This is a genomic window from Streptomyces sp. NPDC048291 (genome assembly GCF_043201715.1).
Classification (GTDB): Bacteria; Actinomycetota; Actinomycetes; order Streptomycetales; family Streptomycetaceae; genus Streptomyces.
This window is the reverse complement of the sequence record NZ_JBICZC010000010.1, coordinates 302,158-327,178: the sequence shown is the minus strand read 5'-3', so window position 1 is coordinate 327,178 and position 25,021 is coordinate 302,158. Positions and strand designations below refer to the sequence as shown.

The window sequence follows — 25,021 nt, the reverse complement described above, 5'->3', positions numbered from 1 at the left end:
TCATCCTTTGCGCAGACGCGGGTCGAGGACCGTGTACAGCAGGTCGACCGCGTGGTTGACGAGGGTGAACAGCAGGGCGATCGCGAGCGCCGCGCCCTGCACGACCGGGTAGTCGCGCTGGAGCACTCCCTGCACCAGCAGGCGCCCGACACCCGGGTAGGAGAAGACGGTCTCGGTGACCACGGATCCGCCCAGCAGGGAGCCGAACTGGAGCCCCAGGACGGTGACGACCGGCAGCCAGGCGTTGCGCAGGACGTGCCGGCGCACCACCGCGCCCTCGCCGAGGCCCTTCATCCGGGCGGTGCGCACGAAGTCGTCGCCGAGCACCTCCAGGACGGAGGCGCGCACGATCCGGGTGATGAAGCCGGCCATCGACAGCGCGAGCGTCACGGCGGGCAGGATCAGGTGCTGGACCCACGGCCACACCAGCTCGGGCCGGTCCTGGAGGATCGCGTCCAGCAGGACGAAGCCGGTGGTCGGGGTGTAGTCGAGGGTGCTGGGCAGCCGTCCCAGCACCGGCAGCCAGCGCAGCCAGACACCGAACACCACGATGGACAGCACGCCGAGCGCGAACCAGGGCAGCGAGAAGCTGACAGTGGCGACGGCCCGCGTCGAGGTGTCGATCCAGCTTCCCCTGCGCAGCGCCGCGACGACCCCCGTGACCACGCCGAGGAGCACCGCGACCGCCATCGCCGCGAGAGTGAGTTCCACGGTCGCGGGCAGCGCGTCGCCGAGCAGTCCCAGGACGCTGTTGGAGCCGAAGAACGAGCTGCCCAGGCGCAGATGGACCAGGTCGTCGAGGTAGTGCCCGTACTGCGTGAGCAGCGGCTGGTCCAGCCCCAGGGCCTTGGTGACGCGTTCCTCGTTGGCGCTGAACTGCTCGGCGGAGGCCGTGTTGCCGCCCCCGGCGAGGGAGGTTGCCGGGGAGCCCGGCAACAGGCGTATCGCCACGAACACCAGGGAGGCCAGCGCGAAGAGCACGACGGGGATCACGGCGAGCCGGCGCAGGAACACGGCGGTGGTGCCGGACAGCCAGGAGGGCCTGGGGATCCGGGTCAACCGGGCCCGTACCAGGGCGCCCGCGCTCATGCCGTCCCCCTCGGATCGAGGGCGTCGCGCAGATCGTCGCCGACGAAGTTGCAGGCCACGACGAACAGCAGGGTGAGCGCCGCCGGCAGCACCACCAGCCGGGGAGCGGTGAACAGGAACTCCTGGCCGGCCTGCACCATGTACCCCCAGTCCGGCTGCGGCGGCTGGATCCCCAGGCCCAGGTAGGACAGGCCCGCGGCGAATCCGGCGGCGACCGACAGCGTCATGACGACCTGGGCGAGCAGCGGACCGCCGATGTTCGGCAGCACCTCGCGGACCATGATGCGCGGCGCGCTCGTGCCGCCGAGGCGGCAGGCGACGACGTAGTCCTTGGCTGCCTCGCGCGCCGTCAGGGCACGGGCCAGCCGGGCCAGTCCGGGCGCGAGGGAGATCCCGATGCCGAGGACCAGACTGACCGTGCCCGGTCCGGCGGCCGCCACCAGCAGGATCACCAGCAGGATGGACGGGAAGGCGAGCGCCAGGTCGACCAGGCGCATCAGCACCAGCTCCACCGGGCCGCCCGCGTACCCGGCGACCAGCCCGACCAGCGTCCCGAGGCCGGCCGCGAGCGCGGTGGCCGCGAAGGACACCAGCAGCAGCGGCCGGGCACCGTGCACCAGCCGGGACAGCTCGTCCCGGCCCAGGTCGTCGGTGCCCAGCGGATGCCCCGGGGAACCGGGCGCGAGCAGGGCCGAGGAGGTCTGCCGCAGGGGATCGGCCTGGACGAGCAGCGGCCCGAGCAGGGCGGCCAGTACCAGGACGGTGAGGAGCAGCCAGGACAGCAGTGCGGGCCAGGAGCGCGCCAGGGTACGGCGGCGCAGCGCGCGCAGGAGCCGTCGGCGGACCGTGCCGGGCGGCGGCGCCGGCGGCGGGGCGGCCGGCGACGGGGCCGTGGGCACGGCCGCCGCCACTGCGGCGGCCGCCGCGGCCCCGGTCTCAGACACTGGCCTTCTCCATGTAACAGCGGTGGTTGGCCAGTGCGTCGGTGTTCATGCCCTTCACGCCCGAGCCGCTGACGACCAGGTTGCTGAAGCAGGCCAGCATCGACAGGACCATGTACTCCTCGGCCCATCTGCGCTGGATCTTCGTGTAGGCGGCGGTGCGCTTCCTGGTGTCGGTGAGGTTCTTGGCGGTGTAGAGGTCGTCGGCGAGGGAGGCGGCGTCCTTCAGGGTGTCCATGCCGGAGATCTTGGAGCCGTAGATGCCGGTGGGGCTCGCCATCGCGCCGACCATGTCGTCGGGGTCGGGGACGTAGGTGTTGCGCTCCCAGATCATCAGGTCGTGGTAGTCGTCGCTCCCGTCGAGGAGCCGGCCGAAGTAGGTGGCCGGATCCACGGAGGTGGTGGCGACCTTGAAGCCGACGTCGGTGAGGTTCTGGGCGATGATCTGGGCGGCCTTGGGGTGCCAGGAGTCGCTGGCCGCCATGAGCCGGATGGTGCGCCCCTTCGCCCCGGCCTCCTCGACCAGCCGCCTGGCCTGCGCGGTGTCCTGGGTGCTGAGGTCGGCGAGCGCGGTGTCGTAACCGCTCTGGGCCGGCGGGATGGCATAGCCGCTGGGCTCGGCGCCGATGCCGTAGAACGCCTGCTGGAGGATGGCCTTGCGGTTGATGGCCAGGTTGATGGCCTTGCGCACCTTCAGCTCGGGGATCCGGCGGGCGTCGATCATCATGATGGCGTCGGCGTTGTGCGGGGTGTCGTACACCTTCACCGCGCTGTCCTTGCGCAGTTGCGAGACGGCGGAGTACGGGGCGAACTGGGTCGCGGAGACATCGCCGCTGAGCAGCGAGCTGACGATGGTGGACGGGTCCTGGACCTGGCGCAGCACCAGCCGGTCGATGGGCGGCTTGCCCAGCCGGAAGCCGTCGAACGCCTTGAGGGTGATCGACTGACCGGAGACGGCGGAGTCGAGGACGAACGGTCCGGTGCCCACGAGGTGCTTGCCGATGTCCGCGCCGTACTTGTCCAGCGCCGCCTTCGAGATGATCCGGCCGCCGATGTCGGAGAGCTTGCCGAGCACGGTCCGGTCGGGCTTCTTGAGGACCATCTTGACGGTCATGTCGTCGGGCGCGGTGAGCGAGGCGACGTTGGCACCCATGCTCGCCAGCGGCCGGGTCGCCCCCTTGGGAAGCGTCTTGTCGTCGGGGTCGAACTGGCGGCCGAGGCTGGCGAGTACGTCGGCGGAGGTGAGCGTGGTGCCGTCGTGGAACCTGATGCCCTTGCGCAAGGTGAATGTATAGGTCATCTTGTCATCGGACACGGTCCACTTCTCCGCCAGATCCGGTGTGGGCTCGTTGGTCTCGAAGGAGATGAACGTCAGGCCGCGGCAGATGCAGTCCACGGCCATCCAGTCGCCCAAAGACGTGTAGAAGGCCGGGTCGTTGACGGCGCTGGTGGCGTCGATGGCCAGGGTGAGCGTGCCTCCCCTGCCGCTGCCGGCCGCGTCGCCGGCGGCGGCACCGCAGGCGGTGAGCAGGGCGGGCAGCCCGAACCCGACGCCCACTCCGAGCAGGCTCGCCCCCCGGAGCATCGTCCGGCGCGAGACGTGCTGCGAGTTGATCGCCGAGTCCGGCGTGGAGGTGGTCGAGGGCGATCCAGATGTGTGGTCCGGCATGGGGCCTCCTCGGGCGCCGATCCTGAGAATGGATGAAATCTGCTCGCGATTGGATCCAAAAACATGATCTGTGGCTCCCGATTCCCTCTTGTGTCCCATGCGTTAAAGGCGTGTGAAACGGGCCCGGGGGGACACCGGCCCGCGGTCAGGCGGGCGCCGTCACCTGGCCTGGGCGAGCCGGACCGCGTCGGGGCCGGCCGGGAAGCGGAGCTGGCCGGTGGTGTCGTGGACGGCTCGCCACACGGTCTCGGCGACGTCGCTCTCCTGGGTGAACAGGTCCTGGCCCGTGAACTCGGCCATGGTCTTCTCCGCCCAGCTCGCGTACGGCGCCGGGACCAGCTGGTCGAGCGGGGTGCCGTTGGTCGCCCTGGCAGCGAAGTTCGTCGTCAGGCAGGCACCCGGCTCGACGGTCTTGGCGTACACGCCGAACGGCGCGAGTTCCAGCGCGAGGGACGCGGTGAACCCCTCGACGGCCATCTTGCTCGCCTTGTAGACGGCCGAGAGCGGCATGTGCCCGAGCACCACGCTGGAGGTCACGTTGACGATCACGCCGCTGCCGCGCTCACGGAAGAGGGGCAGGACCGCCTGGGTCGTCGCCATCACACCGAAGGTGTTGGTCTCGAAGACCTCCCGGACGCGGGCCATCGGGGTGCCCTCGAACACGCTGATGGAGGGCACGCCCGCGTTGTTGACCAGAGCGTCGACCGGGCCGGCCGCGTCCAGCGCGGCGGCGATGCTCTGCGGGTCGGTGACGTCGAGCGCGACCACCCGCAGCCGGTCCGAGACGGGCAGCACGTCCGGGCGGGGGGTGCGCATCGTGGCGACGACGTTCCACCCCTGCGCGTGGAAGTGGAGGGCGGTGCGGCGTCCGTAGCCGGACGAGGTGCCGGTGATGAGTACGGTCTTCATGGTGCGGTCCTCACGACGAGAAGGGATCCGCGACCGAACAGGCACATTCCTGCTCCACCGCGGAATCGGTAATCCCATTGAACCGCCCTGACCTGCGCAGACAGTAGAACTATCCTCGCTCCCTCCTGCACGATCCTCTACAGCCTTTGAGCCCGTTCAGAGGACAGCGCTCGCCGGCGCCTGGGGAGTGCCGCGCAGCAGGGCGGCGTCCCGGCTCGGGGGCACGCCGAACTGGCGGCGGTACTCCCTGCTGAACTGCGAGGCGTTGTCGTAGCCGACACGCCGACCGACCCCGGTGACGTCGCCGGGGTGGGTGGCCAGCAGCAGCCGGGCCTCCTGGAGCCGGATCTGCTTCTGGAACTGGATGGGGCTCATCGCCGTCACCGCCTGGAAGTTGCGGTAGAAGGCGGAGACGCTCATACCGGACATGCGCGCCACGTCCTCGACACGGAAGGCCTGCGCGTAGTGCTCCCGGATCCAGCGCACGGCCCTGGAGACATGGCTGAGGCCGCTGTCGGCCAGGCCGAGTTCGCGTACCGTCGCTCCCTGCTCGCCGGTGATCAGCCGCCACAGGATCTCGCGTTTGACCAGCGGCGCGAGCACGGACCGGTCGCGCGGCTCGTCGAGCAGCCGCAGCAGCCGGACCACCGCGTCGAGCAGTGCGGCCGGAGCGTCGCTGACGGCGATCCCGGACGGCACGCCGCCACCGGCCCGCGGAAGATCGCCGGGGCCTGCCTGCAGCAGCAGTTCGGCGACGGAGGACGGCTCCAGGGTGAGACCGAACCCCAGGGCCGGGCACTCGGGACCGATCCGGGTGAACTGCCCCGTGACCGGCAGGTCGACGGAGGCGACCAGGTACTGCCCCGCGCCGTACTCGTAGACCCGGTCGCCCAGGGCGAGACGTTTGGCGCCCTGGGCGATGACCGCGAGCACGGTTCCGGTCATGGAGGGCGCCGGCGGGTCCGGCCGGTCGATCTTCGAGATGAGGACGCCGTCGATGGCGGTGGTCCAGTCGGGCCGGGCGTGCCGGTCCAGCAGGCTGCGGAACTCGTCGAGGAGCATGCCCCCATTGCACCACCCCCCTGCCGATCGCTCCCGTGGCCGCGAGGATCGTGCAAGTGCGAGCGACTATCGCTCTAACGTTTGCGCAGGTCAGGCGGCTTAAATGGAATCACCGCACTCCCCCATTCGAAAGAGGACGCCATGATTGCCTCCTATGGCTTCAACGCCACCCTGACCGCCGCGCCCGGAAAGGGCGCCGACCTGCTCGCCCTGCTGCTGAGCGGCCTGGACGAGGGCAGCCCCGGCGCGAGCGAACACTGCGTCGTCTACCTCGTCTCCCGCTCCGCGTCCGACCCGGACGTCGTCCACGTCACCGAGGGGTGGACCAGCGAGGAGGACCATCACCGGATCTTCGCCGGCGAAGCCGCTCAGGCCATCGTGGCGCGGATCGGCGGTCTGCTGGCCAAGGAGGCCGAGTACACCGACTACGTCCCGGTCCGCGGCAGGGCCGCGTTCTGAACCCCTCGCCCCGTGCCCCCGTCGCTCCCATCGCCCCGCGTCACCCGGAGAAAGGCCCGACCATGACCGCCGCCCGCCCCGCCCTCGACACCGAGCTGAGCGAACTGCTCGCCGGTATGCCCCTCATGTCCCGGCTCACCCCGGAGCTCCTCGCCCAGCTGCGGCTGCTCCCCACCACGCCCGTCGACGATCTCCTCGCGCACCGCCGGGCCGACCGGCGGGAGGTCACCGTCCCGGCCGAGGACGGTGCCGAGATCCGCCTCTCGGTGTTCGGCCCCGCGCACACCGACCCCGCCGCCGACGCCCCGGCCCCCTGCGTCTACTGGATCCACGGCGGCGGGATGGTCATGGGCGACCGCTTCTCACAGATCGACATCCCACTGGAGTGGCTCGACGAGCTCGGCACGGTCGTGGTCTCCGTCGACTACCGGCTCGCGCCGGAGGCGACCGGCACCACGCTCGTCGACGACTGCTACCAGGGCCTGCTCTGGACCGTCGAGCACGCCGCCGAACTGGGCATCGACCCGGCCCGGATCATCGTCGCCGGTCCCAGCGCGGGCGGCGGTCTCGCCGCCGGCCTCACCCTGCTGGCACGCGACCTGGGCACCCCGTCGATCGCCGCGCAGGTGCTGATCTGCCCCATGCTCGACCACCGCAACAACACTGTCTCCAGCCGCCAGTACACCGGCGTACCCGGGGTCTGGACCGGCGAGATGAACGCCTTCGGCTGGCAGGCGGTCCTCGGCGGCCTCGGCGGCGACGAGGTGCCCGCCCATGTCTCACCCGCACTGGCCGACGACCTCTCCGGTCTGCCCGCCACCTATATCGACACCGGCTCCGCCGAGGTCTTCCGCGACGAGGACACCGAGTACGCCACCCGCATCTGGGCGGCCGGCGGGCAGGCCGAACTGCACGTCTGGGCCGGCGGCTTCCACGGCTTCGACGCCCTCTACCCGCAGGCCCGCATCTCGGCCACGGCCCGCCGCACCCGCACCGACTGGCTGGCACGGCACCTGTCGGCGCACCGCGCCGATGATGCCGAGTAGGTCCTGCCGACACAGCGGGGGGGTGACAGGCCGAGCCGGACAGAAGGTACGCGGCAGCCTCGGCACCCGCCCCGGCACCGACGGGAGCGTCAGGCCGGGGCGTCCCACAGGACGTGCAGGGCGTCCGGCTTGCGGAAGACCAGACCGTACGGGGTGGCAGGGCGCTGCGGGTCGGGGCGGAGGCCGGGGAGGCGTTCGAGCAGGCGCTGGAGGGCGATGCGGGTCTCCAGACGGGCGAGGTGGGCGGCGAGGCAGTGGTGCGGGCCGTGGGCGAAGGCCAGTTGCAGGCGGGCCTCGGCGCGGCGGACGTCGAAACGGTCCGGGTCGGTGAAGACGGCCGGGTCGCGGTTGGCGCCCGTCAGGGAGACGCTGACGAGGTCGCCGCCGCGGATGGTGGCCGGGCCGAGGACGGTGTCGCGGGTGGCGTAGCGGTCCACCACCGCCGCGCCGGGCTCCAGGCGCAGGGACTCCTCGACGGCGCCGTCCAGCAGGCCGGAGTCGGCCTGCACGAGGGCGAGTTGGCCGGGGTTCTCAAGCAGGTGGAGCAGCGCGTTGGTGATCATCGCCTCGGTCGTCTCGATGCCGCCGAACATCAGGACCGCCGCGTTGGAGGCGACTTCGGGCAGTTCCAGTTGGTCCGCGGCCGAGACGAGGAGCGAGGAGGCGTGCCGATCGGTCACGGTGGCCTCGACGGCGGCCCGCAGCTGTGCGTACGCGGCGGTTCCCGCCGGGCCCGCCGCCAGGCCCGCGGTGATGTCCGAGACCGACCGGACGATGGCGTCGTACCAGGACAGCACGGTGTCGGTGGTGGCCCCGACCAGTCCGAGAGCCTCGGTCACGACGGCCACCGCGAGCGGTCCGGCGAAGGAGCGGCGCAGTTCGGCTGCGCCCGCCGGTTCCAGGGCGGTGAGGAGGCGGTCGGTCTCCTGTTCTATGAACGCGGCGAAGCCGTCGTGCACCCTTCGGGGCCGGAAGGGAGCCGCGAAGGGCTCCCGGTGGCGGGCGTGCTCGGCGCCGTCCAGCGACAGCATGCTCGGCCCGACGACCTGGGCGGTGCTGAAGCGGGGGTCGTCGACGGTGAAGGTGGTGGCGTCCCGCATCACGTCGAGCGCGAGATCGCGGCGCGTGACCAGCCAGCCGTTCAGCTCGGGCAGCCACGACACCGGCTCGTGGGCACGCAGCAGCGCGAGACGCGGGTGCGGATCCCGGGCGAGTTCGGCGAGCGTGGTCGAGGCGCCGAGGGGGAAGGACACGGCGGTGCTCATCACGCCGTCCGGCCGGGAGCAGGGAATCGGTTCACGCGTCATCGTAACCACGGCGGACATGGGTTCCTGGGGGCAGGTCCGCTCGGGGATGACGGAGGCGGATCACTCCGCTTCGACCGTCGTGGTGACCCGGGTGAGCGCGGGTCGGCACGGTACCGAGCCGAACCCGAAGCGGACGGGGGGTTCGACCGGTGCGAGCGTGCCCAGGTCCTCCTCGCCGTAGGTACCGGACAGTTCACGGATCGCGAGCAGGTCCCGCGCGCCGTACCACTCCCTGCGGCCTCCGCCCGCGCTGCCCCGGGTCCGTACCCCGGGCAGCAGCACGCGGGCGACGCCGTCCGTGACGGCGCACCAGGCCGGGCGGCGGGCGAGCGGTCCCGGGACGGCGTGCAGCAGACGGCCGAGGGGCGTGCGGCGGCCGGTGGTGAAGTGCAGGCGGAGCAGGCCTGCCGTGACGGTCCAGGTGTCCGCGACGACGGCGACGTCGACCGGTACGACGCGCACGGTGTCGAAGTGGTAGGTGCCGCTCACGAATTCCGCCGTCCGCCGGGTCGGGGCGAGCAGCAGCCGTTCTCCGTCGCTTCGTTCCAGCATCACGTCGCTGAACGGTCCGAACGGCGAGCGGAGCCAGTGGCCCAGTACGACGCGGGTGCCGGAGGTGGTGCCGAGGCCCGCGATCCAGCCGTCGAAGCGCAGCCGGGGACGCCGGGCGCCCGGCCGGAACAGCTGCCTCATACGTCCGCCGCCTGTCCCTCGTCGTCCCGGTGGAGGCGGCACACGGCCGGACCTCGGTGGTGGTGGTCGGGACAGTGTGACCGCACAGGGTGCGCGCACGCGAAGCCGCCGCGCCGGGTGGCCGTCAGGCCACGAGACCCGCGATGTGGGCGGTGACGGTGTCGAGGATGTCGTTCCAGGCCGACTCGTCGCCCAGGACGAGGTAGTTGAGGGTGAGGCCGTCGGTCACGGCGGCGAGATAGCGGGCCAGGACGGAGACGGGGACGCGGAGTCGCAGGTCGCTGCTGCCGCGCAGGTGCTCGATCAGCTCGGTGTAGGCGGTGCCGTACAGCTCGTACTGCCGGCGGGCCAGGTGCTCGAAACCCGGCTCGCGCAGGGCGTACTGGGTCAGTTCGTAGGTGAGCATGTGCTCGTCGGGGCGGTCGCGGACGTGGGCCCAGTACGCCGCGAAGCCGGCCCGGACGGTCTCCTCCAGCGTGGCCCTGGGCCGCAGTGCTTCCCGCACGACGGTCACCGAGTGGTCGGTGAGGGTGGTGATGACGGACTCGATCAGGGCCTGCTTGGAGTCGAAGCAGTAGTGGAAGACGCTCAGCGACACGCCCGCCTCGGCGGCGATGGCCCTGGTCGTCGCCTTGGCGACGCCGTCCCGGGCCATCGTCCTGATGGCCGCTTCCGTCAGCTGTTCGCGCCGCTGTGCCGACGGCATGCGTGCCATCCGTGAACCTCCGCCTCAGGCGCTGTGGACCCCGACCTCGTAGAGCGAGTATCCCCAGTCGGTGCCGCGGTCGAGTCCGTGGACCCGGACGTAGCGGGCCGGGGTTCCGGTGAAGCGGGCCGTGTCCAGGCCGCCGTCGCCGCTCGTGGTGGCCCAGGCGGTCTGCCAGGTGGTGCCGTCGGTGGAGAGTTCGATGCGGTACGACTTGCCGTACGCGCGCTCCCAGTCGAGCGTCACCCGGGAGACCAGGTGGGTGGAGCCGAGGTCGACCTGCCACCACTGGTCGTCGCTCCAGTCGCTGGCCCAGCGGGTGGTGTCGTCGCCGTCGACGGCGCGGCCCGGCTGGTAGCTGGTGAACGGGTTCGACTCGGACGAACTGGCCGTGGCCGGCTGCCCCTTGGCCAGGTTGACCGAGGCCTGGTGCTGTTCGGTGGCTCCCCAGGTGTCGAGGTAGGACTCGGCACCGCGGAACAGGTCGTTCACCACACTCTGACCGCCGACCTGCCGGATGTCCTCGATCCAGTCGGGGATCATGCCGACGTGGGCCGCGCCGTCGGTGTTGATGTCGAAGGTGCGCTCGCCGGAGGTCTGCCTGTCGATGACGGACCCGCCGTCGACGCTCTTGAAGGGGTACGTCACCTTGTTCGCGGCGTCCGCGCCGCGCGGGGCGGGATGGTCGCCGATGCCGTTGAAGTCGGTGCCGTAGCCGTAGCCCACGCCGTACTTGTCGCGCAGCGCCTTGGTCCGGGCGGCTTCCGCGACGAAGCCCTCGGATCCGTGCATGTACTGGGCGACGAAGCCGCCGAGGGAGTAGACCCGCTCGGTCCAGTCGAGGTCCATCCAGCTGTGCGAGGAGATCACGCCGGGGTAGGACGCCGACTCCAGGATGTCGAGGGCCTGTCCGACGGCCTTGACGCCCATGTGGTCGATCTCCAGCATCATCTTGCGCTTCATCATGCCGCGCACCGCGTACTCGCCGAGTTCGGTGAGGCCGCGCTTGTTGCACTGGGCGTCCGAGTCGTACGCGGGGACGGCCACGCCCGCCGGCAGGTCGGACTCGGCCGCCGAGGAGGCGCTCCCGATGGGGTTGTCGTGCTGCGGGCCGGTGCACTTCTCGGTCTGCCAGAAGGTGCCGGTGGACAGGAACTGGCCGACGTTGATGGCCGTTCCGAGGCCGCCGGAGTCGAACCGGACACCGCACAGGGCGTTGTCGAACTTGTGGCAGAGGAACATCGAGCGGACGCCGAGGGCGTAGAGCTCGTCGAGTCCCTTGTCGATGTCCTGCTTGCTGCACTGCGGGATGTCCAGGATCTGCTTGCATCCGAAGGGTTCGGAGGTCTCGACCCCGAGGACGACGGCGAGCTTGCCCTCCTCGATGACCTGCCGTGCCTGCGCGCTGTCGGTGACGATCCGGAACCAGCCCTTGCCGGTGCCGCCGTACATCTTGTCGATGTACGCCTGGAGCGCGTAGGTCATCTTCGCCTGCAGCCGGATCGACGTCATCTCGTCACAACTGCGGTCCTTGAAGGGGTAGATGGAGCAGATCATGCCGTTGGTGACGAGGTCGTTGACGAGCACGCGCTGTCCGCCGCGCCAGGCCCGCTCCACCCAGGCGTAGTAGTCGGCCTGGTGGGTCATCGAGTCGTACGCGGGCCAGTCCTTGAAGGTCGGCCAGCCGACGGGGTCGTGCTTGCCGTCGCCGCCGTGGGTGATGTAGTCGAAGAGGGCAAGGGTGCCGTCGGGGTAGTGCTCGGGGCAGTCCTTCAGGGCGTCGGCGACACCGGCCTCGGAGAAGACCTTGCCGCAGATCAGCCGGCCGCCGAAGGCCTCGTTGCCGAACAGGTGGTTGTGCGCGTCGACGAACCCCTGTACTTCGCCCGCCGAGTTGGTGCCGGTGAACGGCTCGCCGGTGACGTCGATCTGGACGTCCGGGGCGGGTCGGGCGGTCGGGTCCCACCAGTTGTTGCCGGCCGCGGAACTCGGCGTGGGCCCGAGGGCCATGGTCAGTACCAGGAGCAGCAGCGACAGCATGGTGACGTGCCTGCGTCTGCGGTACGAGCGTCGAGTCGGCGTCACGGTCCACGTCCCTCGGTCGGCGGGAGGGCGCGGTTGACGAAGCCATGGGATTGTCATGAACCGCGCAATACCTGGGACGAGGATCGGGCCGCGCACCCACCGAGTCAAGTGTCCGGGACGCTTGACCTGGAGTACCCGATCTTGGTGAAGGCGCCGCACGGCGGCCGGCGGGACCGCTCCCCGGCACGCCACGGAAGAAATTTCTGTCCGGCTGTCGATCCGGTCGTATCCCGTTCGACAACATCATGTGGGGCGCCCGGCCCCACGAGGACGCGACAGGATGTGGTGAGGAAACAGTGGAGCAACTACTGAGAGTCATGAATTTCGTCGTCTCGAGTGACGGCGTGGCTGCCGGCGCCAGTGAGAACCAGAGTCTCGAAAACCCGTTCGGCCTCGATCATGCCGAGCGGCTGTTCGGCTGGGCCGGAGCCACGGCGAGCTGGCCCAACCGCACGGATCCCGGGGGGAGCCGGGGGCTCGACGACTACTTCACCCGGGACTTCCCGCGGAACATCGGCGCCGAGATCATGGGCCGCAACAAGTTCGGGCCGCAGCGCGGACCCTGGCAGGACCACGAGTGGCGCGGCTGGTGGGGCGAGGAGCCCCCGTTCCGCACGCCGGTGTTCGTGATGACCCACCACGAGCGTCCGTCGTTCACGCTCTCCGACACCACGTTCCACTTCGTCGACGGCACCCCGGCCACGATCCTCGAACGGGCCCGAAAGGCAGCACAGGGCAAGGACGTCCGACTCGGCGGCGGGGTCACCACCGTCCGGCAGTTCCTCGACGCCGACCTCGTCGACACCATGCACGTGGCGGTCTCACCGGTGAAGTTCGGCTCCGGACTACGGCTCTGGGAGTCCCCCGACGAACTGCTCGACCGGTTCCACCTGGAGGTCGTCCCGAGCCCGAGCGGCGTGACGCACCACCTGTTCTGGCGCAGATGAGGCAGGACCTCCGGTGGGGGGACGGATCCGTTGGCCCCCCACCGTGGGCATGGGTTCAGCAGCGCCTGCTGGAGTACCGCCCTACCGGTGCGGGGTCGCCTGCGGCCCGTACGGTGCCCGATCCGGCCGTGCAGTCGCTCACGGTGCCGGTGCCGTTGGACCAGAACTCCTGGGCGGTGGTGTCGGTCCAGGAACGCTTGCCGAGGACCTCGTCCCGGGAGTAGCTGTAGACGGCCGAGGTCACGTCGTAGTCGCCGACGGGATCGCGGAAGCTCTGCCACACCCAGACGTAGCCGTAGTTCTTGCCGCAGGACGGCGAGTAGAACTGCTTGACGGAGGCGGCGGTCCTGCCGGCGCGCGTGATGTACCCGGTGGTTCCGATCTGGTAGGCGTCCGCGCACACCCCGGCCGCCGGACGTAAGGTGAGACCCGCTGGACGCTCGGAGGGTTGTACGGCAGTTGTCCCGCACCTCGCGTGCGGGCCGCCTCCCATCGGTGGAGGCGGCCCTTCTCCCTTGACGGCGTGGCTGTTTCATCGGTCGTGCCTCACCAGGGTGCCGGGGCGGGCGGCGGGACCACCGGGGGCCGGTCGTCGCAGGTGATGGTGTTCGGCAGTTCCCAGGGCGCCAGCCAGGGGCCGGTCGTGCCGCCTCCGTCGTTGCCGCCGAGGTCGTCGACCGTGAACTCGGAGCCGGAGGGCGGGAAGTTGAAGGAACCGCAGTTGTCGATGCCGACCGCGCCGACGTTTCGGGCGTCCACGTTCTCGAAGGACGCCGATCCGGCGGAGCGGGCGCTGAGCACGGAGGTGCCGGTGCCGTCCACACGGATGTCCTGGAAACGGACGCCCCGGATCGCGTACTTGTCCTTCACCGGGAAGTCCGAGACCAGCATGATCGCGTTGTAGGTGCTGTCGAGGAAGTGGTCGCCGGTGACCTGGATGTCGGCGTCGATGTCCCGTTCCAGGGCGTAGAACCAGATGGCTCCCAGGCCGATCTTCCAGTTGAGCTCGAACGGCCCCGAACGCACCGTCGTGTTGTCCGAGATCTTCAGATACCCGGTGAACGGCTGCGCGCCGAACCGGGAGCCGACCTGGATGGCGCTGCCCTCTCTGATCGGGTCGGCCACGAGGTTGCCGGTGACCGTGTTGTCGGTGCCGCCGTACAGGGCGATGCCGTTGGCGAGGACCGGGGTCTGCACGGTGTTGTGGGCGAAGACGTTGCGCGCGTCGCCCGTCCTCTCCGACCACATGGCCAGACCGTCGTCGCCGGTGTTGCGCACGAAGGTGTCCGAGACGCTGGAATCGGTCACGCCGGTATGGAAGTTGAGGCCGTCGGCGATCTGGTCGGCGATCTGGGTGCGGGTGACGCGCAGACGGGTCATCGGGCCGTCGAACCACATGCCGACCTTGGTGTGGTGGAGGTAGAGGCCGTCGATCGTCGAGTCGCTCAGTGCCCCGCCGATCGCGTTCACCTGGTCGGTGTCGATGCGTTCGCGTACGTCGCCCTCGACGGCGAAGCCCGAGAGGTGGACGTCGTGGCTGCCGCCGTCCGCGGCGTCCTTGCCGTAGAAGCCCACCCCGGTGTGGACCGAGCCGTCGGGGGCGGGGCTGGAGAGGGTGACCTGGTGGCCCTTGACGATCGTGTACCAGCTGCCGGCCCCGACGATCGTCACGTCGTCGACGGTGATGTGCCGGTTCACCTGGTACGTTCCCGGCGGCAGGTACACCTTGAGGTGCCGCTTCTCGGCGTAGGCGACGGCCCGGTCGAAGGCGTCGCCCGCGTCACGCCGGCCGGTGGGGTCGGCTCCGAACGCGAGGACGTTCACGGCATGCGTCTCCACGTGGGGCGCGCCGACGAGTTGGGTGTCGAGCAGGTCGATGACGGTCCAGGCAGCCTTGGTGTTCCTGGGCGCGGTGAGGCGGACGGTGTCACCGGCCGCGTACCGCTTGCCGAGCAGCAGTCTCTGCTCGTCGTAGAAGTGGCTCGGCCTGAACGGCTTTTCGATGGTGGGCGCCGGGGTGGTGGCGGCGGGAACGCAACCGCATTCGGTGATCCACCAGTCGGGGTGCAGCAGGTCTCCTTGCGGGTCGTTGCTGAACGGGTACTGGTTGTAGAGCCAGGAGTATTGCGAGGTGAGGGTCATCGTGGTGCGGTGCCTGCCGTCCACGGAGACGTCGAGGGGGGCCGTTATGCCGCCGCCTCCGGGCGCGTCGGGGATGCTGTACCGCACGGTGAGTGCGTTGGCCGCGCGCGGCAGGGTGAACTCGACGTACTGGCCCGGCTTCAGGCGCACCGCCGTGCGGCCGGATGCCTCCGAGGGCAGTGTGTAGGCGGCACGGTCGGGGCCGATGAGGGTGCCGTCCGTCGCCGCGTTCTCCGCCTCCTGTTCGTCGAAGTCCACCGCGGCGCCCCGCCCCGCGACGAGGGCGGGGTCGAGCCCCGCCCGGGTCACCGCCGGGGAGCCCGCACGGCCACCGTGCCATGACGCGGCCGGGGTGGGAGCGCCGAGGCCGAGCACGAGTCCGGCGGTGACCGCGGTCAGCGCCACCAGGGTCCGAGCCGGTCTTCGCGCGCGGCCTCTCAGCCGCTCCGCAGTCACGTGGTCGAGGTACCGCGCCATCGGATTCTCGTTTCTGTGGGAGCGGAGGCCACCGAGGACAGCTCGGTGCGCGGCAGCACGACGGGAACGGGCCGTGCCGCTGCGTACCGGGACATTAGGGCGCGACAGCAGAGCCGGACAAGACAGAGGAAGCTTCTTTCCAACCATCAGTGCATATTCTGCAAGATATTGTCGAATACTTGCAGCCCGGATCGGTCGATGCGGCGGCGGCCGGACCGTTGCTCGTCCGCCTCTGACCTGCGATGATCCAATCTCGATTCGTGATCACCCGGGGGGGAGTCCGAGCATGCGGCCTTTGAGACCAGGCAGTCACAGCGCTCTGCACTGCCGGAGCGTGAGACGACCACGTACCGCGCTCCTGGCGGCACTGGGCATCACCGCCATCTTCCTTACGGGGTGCGGAAGTTCAGGTGACGAGGGACTGCCGGTGCGGTTGGTCAACGAGTCGGCCCGGGGTGCTCACGTGCTCGGCTGCCCGTCATGCGGAGAGCGCGGTGTCATGGTCGTGGGCGACCCTGACCGAACGCCTAAGGAGGACGGCGGTTCCTACGTCGGGTGGACCGAGGAACGCGCGTGGCCTGTCACGTACAAGGTGGTCGTCCGGGGAGTGGAGTCGGTCTGCCCGGTCATCGACCCCGAGCCCGGCAAGGCGGAGGGCGTGGTCGGTACCCGGGACATCATCTACGTGGTGGACAAGACCGGGACGTGTGTCGCGGGACCGCCGGGCATGGACGACATCTGACGTCGGGGAAAAAGCTCCCCGGGTGTGTTCCTGGGGTGCGGGCGACTGTGGCCGGTGGGATTCTGTACTTCCTGGAAGCCGACACACGACAACACGGCCCTGGGCGGCGACAGCTGCCCAAGGTGGTTGAGGTGATGGGCATCATGGGAACCGGACGTCCACGGCGACGGCCTCTCACGCCGCTCGCTGCCGTTGCCGAAGGCATCCTCGCCGGTGTCGCGGGGACGGTGTGCATGGATGCCACGCGCTATCTGCGCTATCGCCGCACAGGAGGCACCGACAGCCCCAAGGAGTGGGAGTTCGCACCGGTCGAGGGCTGGGACGAGGCCCCGGATCCGGGCAAGGTGGCGAAGCGGGTGCTGGAGGGGTTCACCCAGCGCGAGATCCCCGACCGGTGGGCGTGGCTCATGAGCACCGCGATGCACTGGTCGTACGGCTCCGGCTGGGGTGCGCTGTACGGGATCGCCGCCGGGTCGGTCCGGCGCCCGAACCCGTTGCTCGGCATTCCCTTCGGCGCGGCTGTGTGGGCCAGTGCGTATGTGGTCCTGCCGCAGGCCGGGCTCTATCAGCCGATCTGGAAGTACAGCCCGAAGACACTGGCCGAAGACCTGGGCGCGCACCTCGTGTTCGGGCTGGGAGCGGGCACCTGCTTCTGGCTCACCAGCAGAGTCTGCTGACGCCGAGCCGGGCATCGCCGGCGCATGACCAGTCACGGGCCGGAGCTCCGCAGGTCAAGGGAGGGACGGTGACCCGTACCGGATTCACTCGTTTGACGGAGCGGCGTACCACCGCGTCATCTCATCTCGTCCGAAAGCGTTCCGCTCCATGCACCTTCGCCCGCTCAGACGTCCCGCCCGCGGTGCCAGGCCGCCGGTCCAGGAGGTCGAGTCCGTCCTCGTCGAGCAGTACGGGGATCTGGTCCGCCTGGCCCACCTCGTCCTGCCCGCCGCTCTCGGCCGCCATCGCCGGGTGGTCGTCGCCCACTCCCTGGTGCAGCGGGCGCTGACGGCGGCGCGGCCGGGTGCCGGCGCGGCGGTCCCGCACCCGCGCAGGGAGCGGCCGGGCGGCGCGCCCGTCGCACAGGCGTTGCTCGTGGCGGTCGTACGCGGCGCGCTCTCGTACGACCGTGGTCCGCGTCGGCACCTGATACCGCTGCTGCCCCGGCTGCCGCTGGTGGTGGGGCTGCGGCTGTTCCCCAGGGCCGGCGGAGCCGACGAACTCGCCCTCGCCCTACGGCTGTCGGGGGTGCCCGCGGCCGACCGTGCGGCGTTCCTCCTGCGCACGATGCACGGGCTGGCCGACGACACCGTGCGCGAGGTCCTGGCGGCGGCCGGGGTGCGGCACCCCGACGCCGCCCTGCGCGCGGCGGACGCGCTCGGCGAGAGCGCCGGGCCGTCGGCCGCCGGGCTGCTGGCATCGCCGGAGTTCAACGCCTGCGCGCTCCAGGCGAGCCCCACCGACCTGCTGCGGCGCAGGCGCCGCCTGCGGCTGGGCCTGGCCGCCGCGGCCATCTGCTCGGTGACGGGAACGGTGCTGGCCACGACCCTGTCCGCCGGTCCGGCCCCCTCCGACGGCACACCCACGTCCGCCGCACGGGCCGCCTACGGCCCGGCCGACCTGCTGCGCACCGGGGACACGGTGTGGGACAACACCTCGCGCGTCGACTTCACGGCCTGGCCGGCCCGCGGCTCCCGGCGGCACGACGAGGCGCTGCTCGGCCGGGCCCTGTCCGCGTGGACCCGCCCGGCCGGCGCCGGCATCCGGCCGGCCCTCGCCCCCGGCACGCGTGCCGCCGCCCCGAACGCCGCGCCCCGGTTGCTGTACGCGGGCGATGTCGACGGCACTGCCGTGGTGGTGCTGTACGACGGTGAACGCCTCGCCCGCTACGACGAGTCCGCTGCGGGCCGGGCCGAACTGAGCGTGGCCGGGGTCGACGAGGCGGATGTGACGACCGCGGCGGCCGTGACCCTGACCGCCTCGCAGGGGTCGGCGCGGTATCTGCTGGCGCCGTGGGTCGCCGAGGCGCAGACCCGTGATCTGCTGCGCCCGGACATCCTCGCCCGACCGCTCCGGGTGGCGAAGGACGGGGTCACCGCCCCGTTCCCGACGCTACCGGCCGGCGGGGGCTGCGCGAGCCGTCCGGTGCTCCAGCTGCGGTCCTCGGAGCGCATCGCCGAGCACCACGCCTTCCTGCTCGCGCCGCTCGGCGGCCTCTCCCCCGTACACCTGACCTACACGCCGCTGCCCGGGCACGGGAATCCGCCCCGGCAGCCCCGGGAGGCCACCGGCGGCGCCGCCCTGGTGGCCTGGGCGCACCAGGCCTGCGCGCTGACGTCACTGCGCGCGGCGGGCGTACGGGCGGTGAACGCGTGGGACTTCGCCGAGCAGGACCTGCCCGACGGCGGCGGGCAGGCCGTGTGGACCTGCGCCCGCGCCGACTCCTGGAGCGGCCCCGGCGATGTGGCGGTGGGCCTGCGCACGAGCCGGGACGCCCCGGCCGAGCCGGTGCGGACGGTGGCCCGCGCCCGGTCCACCGCCGCGTGCAGCCGGTTCGGCCGGCATGTCGTGGCCGCCACCGGCTGGCGGTCGCCGCGCAACCACTGGTTCGTGCTGGCGGCGGGGAGCCGGGCGGTGACGGCCCTGCTCGTGACCGGCGACGTCTCCGCCGCCCGGGACGGCCGCACCTTGGCCCTGCCCGCGCCCGAGCGCCCGCACGTCACGGTACGGGCCCGGCTCGCCACCGGGGAGAACCTGGACGGCTTGGACCAGCCCCGCTGACGGCCACCGAGGGCCCCGCTCGACAGGGCGGGACACTCGCCCACGGACACGGACGTCACGGCCGACGCGGGCGGTCCGCGCCGCCCCGGCCGCTCTTCGGTCGCGCAGCGCCCGTCCGTCGGTCGTCGTGTCGGATGGTTCCGCCATCGGGAACCGCAGGCCTGGCTCGCGCCACAGCGCGGCGGGAACGGATTCGCCCGACCGCCAGGAATCCCCGCGCGCGGGCCGTGGAGTTCCGCCGACTCCGTACCCTGGCGGCATGCGCATGCGCCCCACCCTGAGCTGGACCCCCGCCGCGGATCTGCCGCCGGGTACCACCGATCTGGAACCGGTCGTCCACGCGCTGAGCGCCGGCGGTGTCCTGGTGCTCAGCGGCGCGGGAATCTCCACGGAGTCGGGCATCCCGGACTACCGGGGCAAGGGCGGGAGCCTGAGCCGGCACACCCCGATGACCTACCAGGACTTCACCGGCAGCGCCCACGCGCGGCGCCGCTACTGGGCGCGCAGCCACCTCGGCCGGCGCACCTTCGCCCGGGCCGCCCCCAACGCCGGGCACCTGGCCGTGGCCGCCTACGCGCGGCACGACCGTGTCTCGGGTGTGATCACCCAGAACGTCGACGGCCTGCACCAGGCCGCCGGAAGCGAGGGCGTCGTGGAACTCCACGGCAGTCTCGACCGGGTCGTCTGCCTCTCCTGCGGCGTCTTCAGCCCGCGCGGCGAACTCGCCCGGCGACTGGAGGCCGAGAACCCGGGCTTCGACCCGGTGGCCGCGGGGATCAACCCGGACGGTGACGCCGACCTCACCGACGCGCAGGTCGGGGACTTCCGCGTCGTGCCCTGCGCCCGCTGCGGCGGCGTCCTCAAACCGGACGTGGTGTTCTTCGGCGAGACGGTTCCACCGCAGCGCGTCGAGCACTGCCGGCGGCTGGTGCGTGAGGCGTCCGCACTGCTGGTCCTGGGCTCCTCGCTGACGGTGATGTCCGGGCTCCGGTTCGTCCGCCAGGCGCACCAGGAGGGAAAGCCGGTGCTGATCGTGAACCAGGACCCGACCCGGGGCGACCCGCTCGCCCTCACCAGGGTCGCGCTCCCCCTCGGGCCGGCCCTGACCACCGTGGCCCGCAGGCTGGGCATCGCGGTCGGCGGCGGGTCCACGGACTGAGGTGGCGCCCGGCGGTGGTGGAAAGCGACGCATGCGAACAGAATTGTGATCCGTGGGGCCGTCTTCTCACAGCCACGCGCCGCAGGGCCGGTGTCCGGCCGACGGAGGGTGCATGCGCCACTACGATCTCGTCATCCTCGGGGCAGGCAGCGGCAACATGCTGCCGTCCGAGGAGTTCGACCGTCTGCGGATCGCCATCGTCGAGCCGGACCGCTTCGGCGGCACGTGTCTGAACCGGGGGTGCATCCCGAGCAAGATGTTCGTCGTCGCCGCGGACGCCGCAGAGGGAGCGCGGGAGGCGCGGCGGCTCGGTGTCCACGCGAGCGTCTCGCACGTCGACTGGAAGTCCGTCCGGGACCGCGTCTTCGACCGCATCGATCCGCTGCACGGGCGGGCGGTGGAATACCGCAGGAGCCAGGGCGTCGACGTGTTCACCGAGGCGGCCCGCTTCGTGGCCCCGAAGGTGCTGGAGGTCGGGGCGGAGCGGATCACCGCCGAGACGTTCGTCGTCGCGGTCGGGGCGCGGCCGGTGGTGCCGGACATCCCGGGGCTCGACACCGTGCCCTTCCACACCTCGGACACGATCATGCGGATCGACGAGCTGCCCGCGTCCATGCTGGTGCTCGGCGGCGGCTTCATCGCGGCCGAGTTCGGCCACGTGTTCACGTCGTTCGGCGTCGACGTCACGATCGTGCAGCGCGGGCCACGCCTGCTCATGGCGGAGGACGAGCAGGTGTCGCGGCGCTTCACCGAACTCGCCGCACAGCGGCACCGCTTGCTGCTCGATGCCGAGGTCACCTCCGTCGGGCCCAAGGGGGACGGTGTGGCGGCACGGGTGGCGGGTCAGGACGGTGAGCTCGTCGTCGAGGCCGACATGCTGCTGGTGGCCGTCGGCCGCAGGCCCAACACCGACCTGCTGCGGGCCGTCGAGGGCGGGCTGGAGCTGGACGGACACGGTCACATCGTCACCGACGGCGCCTACCGCACGTCCGTGCCGGGGGTGTGGGCCCTCGGCGACGCGGCGAACCACTTCCAGCTCAAGCACGTGGCGAACGCCGAGTCGCGGGTGGTACGGCACAACATCCTCCATCCGCAGGACGTGCGGACGCTGCCGAACCATGTGGCGCCGCACGCGGTGTTCACCCACCCGCAGATCGCGAGTGTCGGCCTGACGGAACAGGAGGCGCGGCGGCGCGGCATCGACTTCCTGGTGAGCGTCCGCGACTACGCCGACACCGCCTACGGCTGGGCCCTGGAGGACACCACCAGTTTCGTCAAACTCCTCGCGAGCCCCGCCGATCGCATGCTCCTGGGCGCGCACATCATCGGGCCCCAGGCCGCCACGCTCATCCAGCCCCTGATCCAGGCCATGTCCCTGGGGCTGACGGTGGACCGGATCGGGCACGACGTGATGTACATCCACCCGGCTCTGACGGAGGCCGTCGAGCAGGCGCTGCTGGAGCTCTAGTCAGGCGGTGACGTCGAGGACGACGCGGAACCGTGCCTTGCCGCTGAGCATCCGCTCGTAGGCGTCCATGGCCCGCTCGAAGGGCATCGTCTCGATGGAGGGGTGGATGCCGTGGGCCAGGCTGAAGCCGAGGTTGTCCTCGTTCTCGATCGACGAGCCGGTCAGGCTGCCGACGATGCTCCGGGTGCCGAAGATCAGGTCGGCGGTGGCCACCGACAGCGGGTCCGGCGCCGCACCCACGACGACGAGCTTCCCGCCGGGAGCCAGGCCGCGCAGCAGCGGGTTCATCGACGCGCCGCTCGACGCCGTGGCGACGACGAGCGAGGCGCCGCCCAGGCCGGCCAGCGCCGCGCCGGGGTCCGTCTCCGAGCTGTCGATGTACTCGTGGGCGCCCAGCTCACGGGCGAGCGGCTCCTTGTCCTTGCCGCGGGCGACGGCGGCGACCCGGTATCCGAGGCTGCGCGCGTACTGGAGGGCGAGGTGTCCCAGCCCGCCGATGCCCTGTACGGCCACCAGGCTGCCCGCCCTGACGGAGTCCTGCTGGAGGGCGGAGAAGGTGGTCAGTCCGGCGCACAGCAGCGGGGCGGCCTCGGCCGCGGGCATGCCGTCGGGGATGCGGACCAGTCCGCTGGCGCGCGCGTAGGTCACCTCGGCGTAGCCGCCGTCGACATTCGTGCCGGTCTGGCCCTGGTCGAGGCAGTTGACGAAGTCGCCCCGGCGGCACGGCTCGCACTCCCCGCAGTGCCCGTTCAGGAAGCCGACGCCGACGCGGTCGCCGGGGTGCCAGGCGGTGACGCCCGGCCCGACGGCGTCGATGACGCCGACGATCTCGTGGCCGGGCACGATCGGACTCGACGGGTCGGCGCGCAGGCCCTCCACGGCGAGGACGTCGGAGTGGCAGACGCCGCAGGTCTCCACCCGGAGGCGGACGTGTCCGGGCGCCGGGTCGGCGAGCTCGCGCTCGACCAGCCGCAGGTTGTGGACTCCGGTGGCTTCGAAGGCTCGGTAGGTGGTGGACATGGTGGCTCCTTGGTGCCGCCCGCCGGGTGTGGACCGGCGGGGCTCGGTATGACGACGCCATTCCAATATGACCGGTCGTCTTAGATGACGTCAAGCCCGGCCGCCGAGGGTGCGGGGGCCCCGCCTTCCAGGCTTGACAGCAATCAAGACGACCGGACATATTGAAGGCGAGGTGATCCGAATGGCACGTGCGTCGAAGCGCGAGGAGATCGCGCAGGCGGCACTGGAGCAGTTCCGCACCCGGGGCTTCAACGCCACCGGCATCAGCGACATCACCTCGGCCGCCGGCGCCCCGAAGGGTTCTTTCTACAACCACTTCGCCAGCAAGGAGGACAGCGCCCTGGAGGCGCTCGACCGCTACGCCGCCGGCCTGCGCTTCGACATGCTCGACGCGGCCGGGCACCCGCCGCTGGACCGCCTCAGGGCGCACTTCGAGTTCATGGGCGCGGACACGGTGGACAGCGGCTTCGTCCGCGGCTGCCTGGTCGGCAATTTCGGCGCCGAGGTGGCCGACCACTCCGAGGAGATCCGCTCTGCCGTCCAGCGCGGCTTCCGGCAGTGGGCCGCACACATCGAGCGCGTGCTCACCGAAGCCCAGGAGTCGGGCGAAGTGAGCGCCTCGCTCGACGTGTCGGCTACGGCGCTCTTCGTCCTCAGCGCCTGGGAAGGCGCCCTGATCGCGGCCCGCGCCGACAAGTCCGCCGCCCCCATCGACGCGTTCTTCCGCATGGTGTTCGACGTCGTGCTGCGCTGAGCCCGCCCGTCACGGGCACGACCGTACGGCCACTCGGCCGAGTTGCACGGTCACACACGGACAGATAGCGTTACTGGCGGTGACATTCGCTGCCGCCGCACGATCACGGCCGCGCGCGATTTCTTCCCAGGACCGCTGCGCGCATTCTCTCCGCGCCGACGAGCGGGCTCAGCGAGTCAGAGGAAATTCTCCAGGGAGATCCACTATGTCCGAATTTCTTCGTTCGTACTCCCGCAGGAAGTTCATCTCCACGTCCGCGACCGCGGTGACCGCCGCGACAGGTGCTTTCGGTCTGCGCGCCTGGACCAGTTCCGGAAAGCCCGAATCGCCGAGTGAGCGGCAGAGCATCCGCCCCTTTCACGTGAACGTCCCGGAGCAGGAACTGGATGATCTCCGTCGGCGTATCAAGGCGACACGATGGCCCGACCGCGAAACCGTCCGTGACCAGTCCCAGGGCGTCCAACTGGCCACGATGAAGGAGCTCGCCCACTACTGGGAGACGGCATACGACTGGCGGAAGATCGAGAAGAAGCTCAACTCCCTGCCGATGTACATGACGGAGATCGACGGACTCGACATACATTTCATTCACGTCCGCTCCCGCCACAGCGACGCCCTCCCGGTCGTCCTGACCCATGGCTGGCCGGGCTCCGTTCTGGAGTTCCTGAAGGCCATCGGGCCGCTCAGCGACCCCACCGCCCACGGGGGGCGTGCCGAGGACGCGTTCCACCTCGTCATACCGTCGATGCCCGGATACGGATTCTCGGAACGACCGACGACCACCGGCTGGAATCCCGACCGCATCGCGCGTGCCTGGGCCGTGCTCATGGAGCGCCTGGGATACCGGCACTACGTCTCCCAGGGCGGGGACTGGGGTGCCGTGATCTCCGACAAGATGGCTGTGCAGAAGCCACCCGGACTGCTCGGAATCCACGTCAACTTCCCGGCCACCGTCCCGCCGGACATCGCGCAGAAGCTCGCCTGCGGGGACCCGGTACCCGCCGGCCTCGGCCCGGACGAGAAGGCGGCCTACGGTCAGCTGGCCGCCCTCTACAAGACGGGATCCGGCTACTCGGCCATGATGGTCACCCGACCGCAGACCGAGGGATACGGACTGACGGACTCGCCCGTCGGACTGGCCGCCTGGATGTACGACAAATTCGCGGCATGGACATACAGCGGCGGCCACCCCGAGCGCGTACTCACCAAGGACGAGATGCTCGACGACATCACCCTCTACTGGGTGACGAACACCGCGGTCTCCTCGTCGCGCCTGTACTGGGAGAACAACGCCAACAACTTCAACGCCGTGTCCGTGTCCGTCCCGGCCGCCATCACGGTGTTCCCCGGCGAGATCTACCAGGCCCCGCGCAGCTGGGCCTCCCGCGCCTATCACGACCTCTTCTACTACCACCGTGCCCGCAGCGGGGGCCACTTCGCGGCCTGGGAGGTCCCGGGCATCTTCACGGACGAACTCCGGGCCGCGTTCTCGCCCCTGCGCCCCTCGCGGCAGTCCGCCGGCAAGTAGGTGCCGGCGGAGCCCGGTCGTCTCCGGCTTCTGCTGCACG

Annotated in this window: 22 protein-coding genes; 10 read left to right on the top strand and 12 right to left on the bottom strand. The window is 70.9% G+C overall.

From position 1 onward, the window contains the following. From ACGF5O_RS27585 to ACGF5O_RS27565, 5 genes are all read right to left on the bottom strand, one after another. Entirely contained in the window at positions 1-1,089 is a 1,089-nt protein-coding gene (locus ACGF5O_RS27585; protein WP_393812557.1) for an ABC transporter permease, read from the bottom strand. Beyond that, complete coding sequence (locus tag ACGF5O_RS27580; RefSeq protein WP_393812556.1) at positions 1,086-2,033, bottom strand: ABC transporter permease; 948 nt, start codon at positions 2,031-2,033, stop codon at positions 1,086-1,088. Before ACGF5O_RS27580 ends, ACGF5O_RS27585 begins: the two co-directional genes overlap by 4 nt. After that, positions 2,026-3,699: an ABC transporter substrate-binding protein gene (locus ACGF5O_RS27575; RefSeq protein WP_393812555.1), complete on the bottom strand. Its 1,674-nt coding sequence runs from the start codon at positions 3,697-3,699 to the stop codon at positions 2,026-2,028. Before ACGF5O_RS27575 ends, ACGF5O_RS27580 begins: the two co-directional genes overlap by 8 nt. A 159-nt stretch (positions 3,700-3,858) precedes the next feature. After that, on the bottom strand, positions 3,859-4,608 hold the full coding sequence (locus ACGF5O_RS27570) for an SDR family oxidoreductase (RefSeq protein WP_393812554.1): 750 nt from the start codon (positions 4,606-4,608) through the stop codon (positions 3,859-3,861). A gap of 156 nt (positions 4,609-4,764) precedes the next feature. Then, positions 4,765-5,670: an AraC family transcriptional regulator N-terminal domain-containing protein gene (locus tag ACGF5O_RS27565; RefSeq protein ID WP_393812553.1), complete on the bottom strand. Its 906-nt coding sequence runs from the start codon at positions 5,668-5,670 to the stop codon at positions 4,765-4,767. A gap of 141 nt (positions 5,671-5,811) precedes the next feature. On the opposite strand from ACGF5O_RS27565, the gene ACGF5O_RS27560 reads away from it, so the two are divergent. Together ACGF5O_RS27560 and ACGF5O_RS27555 are read left to right on the top strand one after the other, a co-directional pair. Further along, a complete protein-coding gene (locus tag ACGF5O_RS27560) occupies positions 5,812-6,129 on the top strand; it encodes a putative quinol monooxygenase (protein ID WP_393812552.1) in 318 nt (105 codons plus the stop codon). Between the two features lie 62 nt (positions 6,130-6,191). Further along, a complete protein-coding gene (locus tag ACGF5O_RS27555; RefSeq protein WP_393812551.1) occupies positions 6,192-7,175 on the top strand; it encodes an alpha/beta hydrolase in 984 nt (327 codons plus the stop codon). An 89-nt stretch (positions 7,176-7,264) separates the two neighbouring features. Here ACGF5O_RS27555 and ACGF5O_RS27550 read toward each other — a convergent pair whose 3' ends face one another. The 4 genes from ACGF5O_RS27550 to ACGF5O_RS27535 form a co-directional block, all read right to left on the bottom strand. Next, positions 7,265-8,440, bottom strand: a complete 1,176-nt coding sequence (locus tag ACGF5O_RS27550) for a cytochrome P450 (protein ID WP_393812550.1) — start codon at positions 8,438-8,440, stop codon at positions 7,265-7,267. A gap of 102 nt (positions 8,441-8,542) precedes the next feature. Continuing rightward, positions 8,543-9,175 carry a hypothetical protein gene (locus tag ACGF5O_RS27545; RefSeq protein WP_393812549.1) on the bottom strand — a complete coding sequence of 211 codons (633 nt, stop codon included), beginning with the start codon at positions 9,173-9,175 and terminating at the stop codon, positions 8,543-8,545. 124 nt (positions 9,176-9,299) lie between these two features. After that, entirely contained in the window at positions 9,300-9,890 is a 591-nt protein-coding gene (locus ACGF5O_RS27540; protein ID WP_393812548.1) for a TetR/AcrR family transcriptional regulator, read from the bottom strand. A 15-nt stretch (positions 9,891-9,905) separates the two neighbouring features. Next, a complete protein-coding gene (locus tag ACGF5O_RS27535; RefSeq protein WP_393812714.1) occupies positions 9,906-11,921 on the bottom strand; it encodes a discoidin domain-containing protein in 2,016 nt (671 codons plus the stop codon). A gap of 341 nt (positions 11,922-12,262) precedes the next feature. On the opposite strand from ACGF5O_RS27535, the gene ACGF5O_RS27530 reads away from it, so the two are divergent. Further along, the gene (locus ACGF5O_RS27530; protein WP_393812547.1) at positions 12,263-12,913 is read left to right on the top strand and encodes a dihydrofolate reductase family protein; all 651 of its coding nucleotides are present in this window, start codon (positions 12,263-12,265) and stop codon (positions 12,911-12,913) included. Positions 12,914-12,968: 55 nt separating this feature from the next. Here the strand turns inward: ACGF5O_RS27530 and ACGF5O_RS27525 are convergent, their stop codons facing one another. Next, on the bottom strand, positions 12,969-13,316 hold the full coding sequence (locus ACGF5O_RS27525) for a hypothetical protein (RefSeq protein ID WP_393812546.1): 348 nt from the start codon (positions 13,314-13,316) through the stop codon (positions 12,969-12,971). Between the two features lie 143 nt (positions 13,317-13,459). Continuing rightward, entirely contained in the window at positions 13,460-15,532 is a 2,073-nt protein-coding gene (locus ACGF5O_RS27520; protein WP_393812545.1) for a glycosyl hydrolase family 28-related protein, read from the bottom strand. 505 nt (positions 15,533-16,037) lie between these two features. Here ACGF5O_RS27520 and ACGF5O_RS27515 point away from each other — a divergent pair. From ACGF5O_RS27515 to ACGF5O_RS27495, 5 genes are all read left to right on the top strand, one after another. Next, positions 16,038-16,274, top strand: a complete 237-nt coding sequence (locus tag ACGF5O_RS27515; protein ID WP_393812544.1) for a hypothetical protein — start codon at positions 16,038-16,040, stop codon at positions 16,272-16,274. Positions 16,275-16,507: 233 nt separating this feature from the next. Beyond that, entirely contained in the window at positions 16,508-16,951 is a 444-nt protein-coding gene (locus ACGF5O_RS27510; RefSeq protein ID WP_393812543.1) for a hypothetical protein, read from the top strand. A gap of 148 nt (positions 16,952-17,099) precedes the next feature. Next, the gene (locus tag ACGF5O_RS27505) at positions 17,100-19,052 is read left to right on the top strand and encodes a hypothetical protein (protein WP_393812542.1); all 1,953 of its coding nucleotides are present in this window, start codon (positions 17,100-17,102) and stop codon (positions 19,050-19,052) included. Between the two features lie 259 nt (positions 19,053-19,311). Continuing rightward, positions 19,312-20,211, top strand: a complete 900-nt coding sequence (locus ACGF5O_RS27500; protein ID WP_393812541.1) for an NAD-dependent protein deacetylase — start codon at positions 19,312-19,314, stop codon at positions 20,209-20,211. A 112-nt stretch (positions 20,212-20,323) separates the two neighbouring features. Further along, positions 20,324-21,679: a mycothione reductase gene (locus ACGF5O_RS27495; protein WP_393812540.1), complete on the top strand. Its 1,356-nt coding sequence runs from the start codon at positions 20,324-20,326 to the stop codon at positions 21,677-21,679. Here ACGF5O_RS27495 and ACGF5O_RS27490 read toward each other — a convergent pair whose 3' ends face one another. Next, a complete protein-coding gene (locus ACGF5O_RS27490; RefSeq protein ID WP_393812539.1) occupies positions 21,680-22,699 on the bottom strand; it encodes an alcohol dehydrogenase catalytic domain-containing protein in 1,020 nt (339 codons plus the stop codon). A 181-nt stretch (positions 22,700-22,880) separates the two neighbouring features. On the opposite strand from ACGF5O_RS27490, the gene ACGF5O_RS27485 reads away from it, so the two are divergent. Both ACGF5O_RS27485 and ACGF5O_RS27480 read left to right on the top strand, forming a co-directional pair. Beyond that, a complete protein-coding gene (locus ACGF5O_RS27485; RefSeq protein ID WP_393812538.1) occupies positions 22,881-23,453 on the top strand; it encodes a TetR family transcriptional regulator C-terminal domain-containing protein in 573 nt (190 codons plus the stop codon). A gap of 205 nt (positions 23,454-23,658) precedes the next feature. Next, complete coding sequence (locus ACGF5O_RS27480; protein WP_393812537.1) at positions 23,659-24,981, top strand: epoxide hydrolase family protein; 1,323 nt, start codon at positions 23,659-23,661, stop codon at positions 24,979-24,981. Positions 24,982-25,021 lie beyond the last annotated feature (40 nt).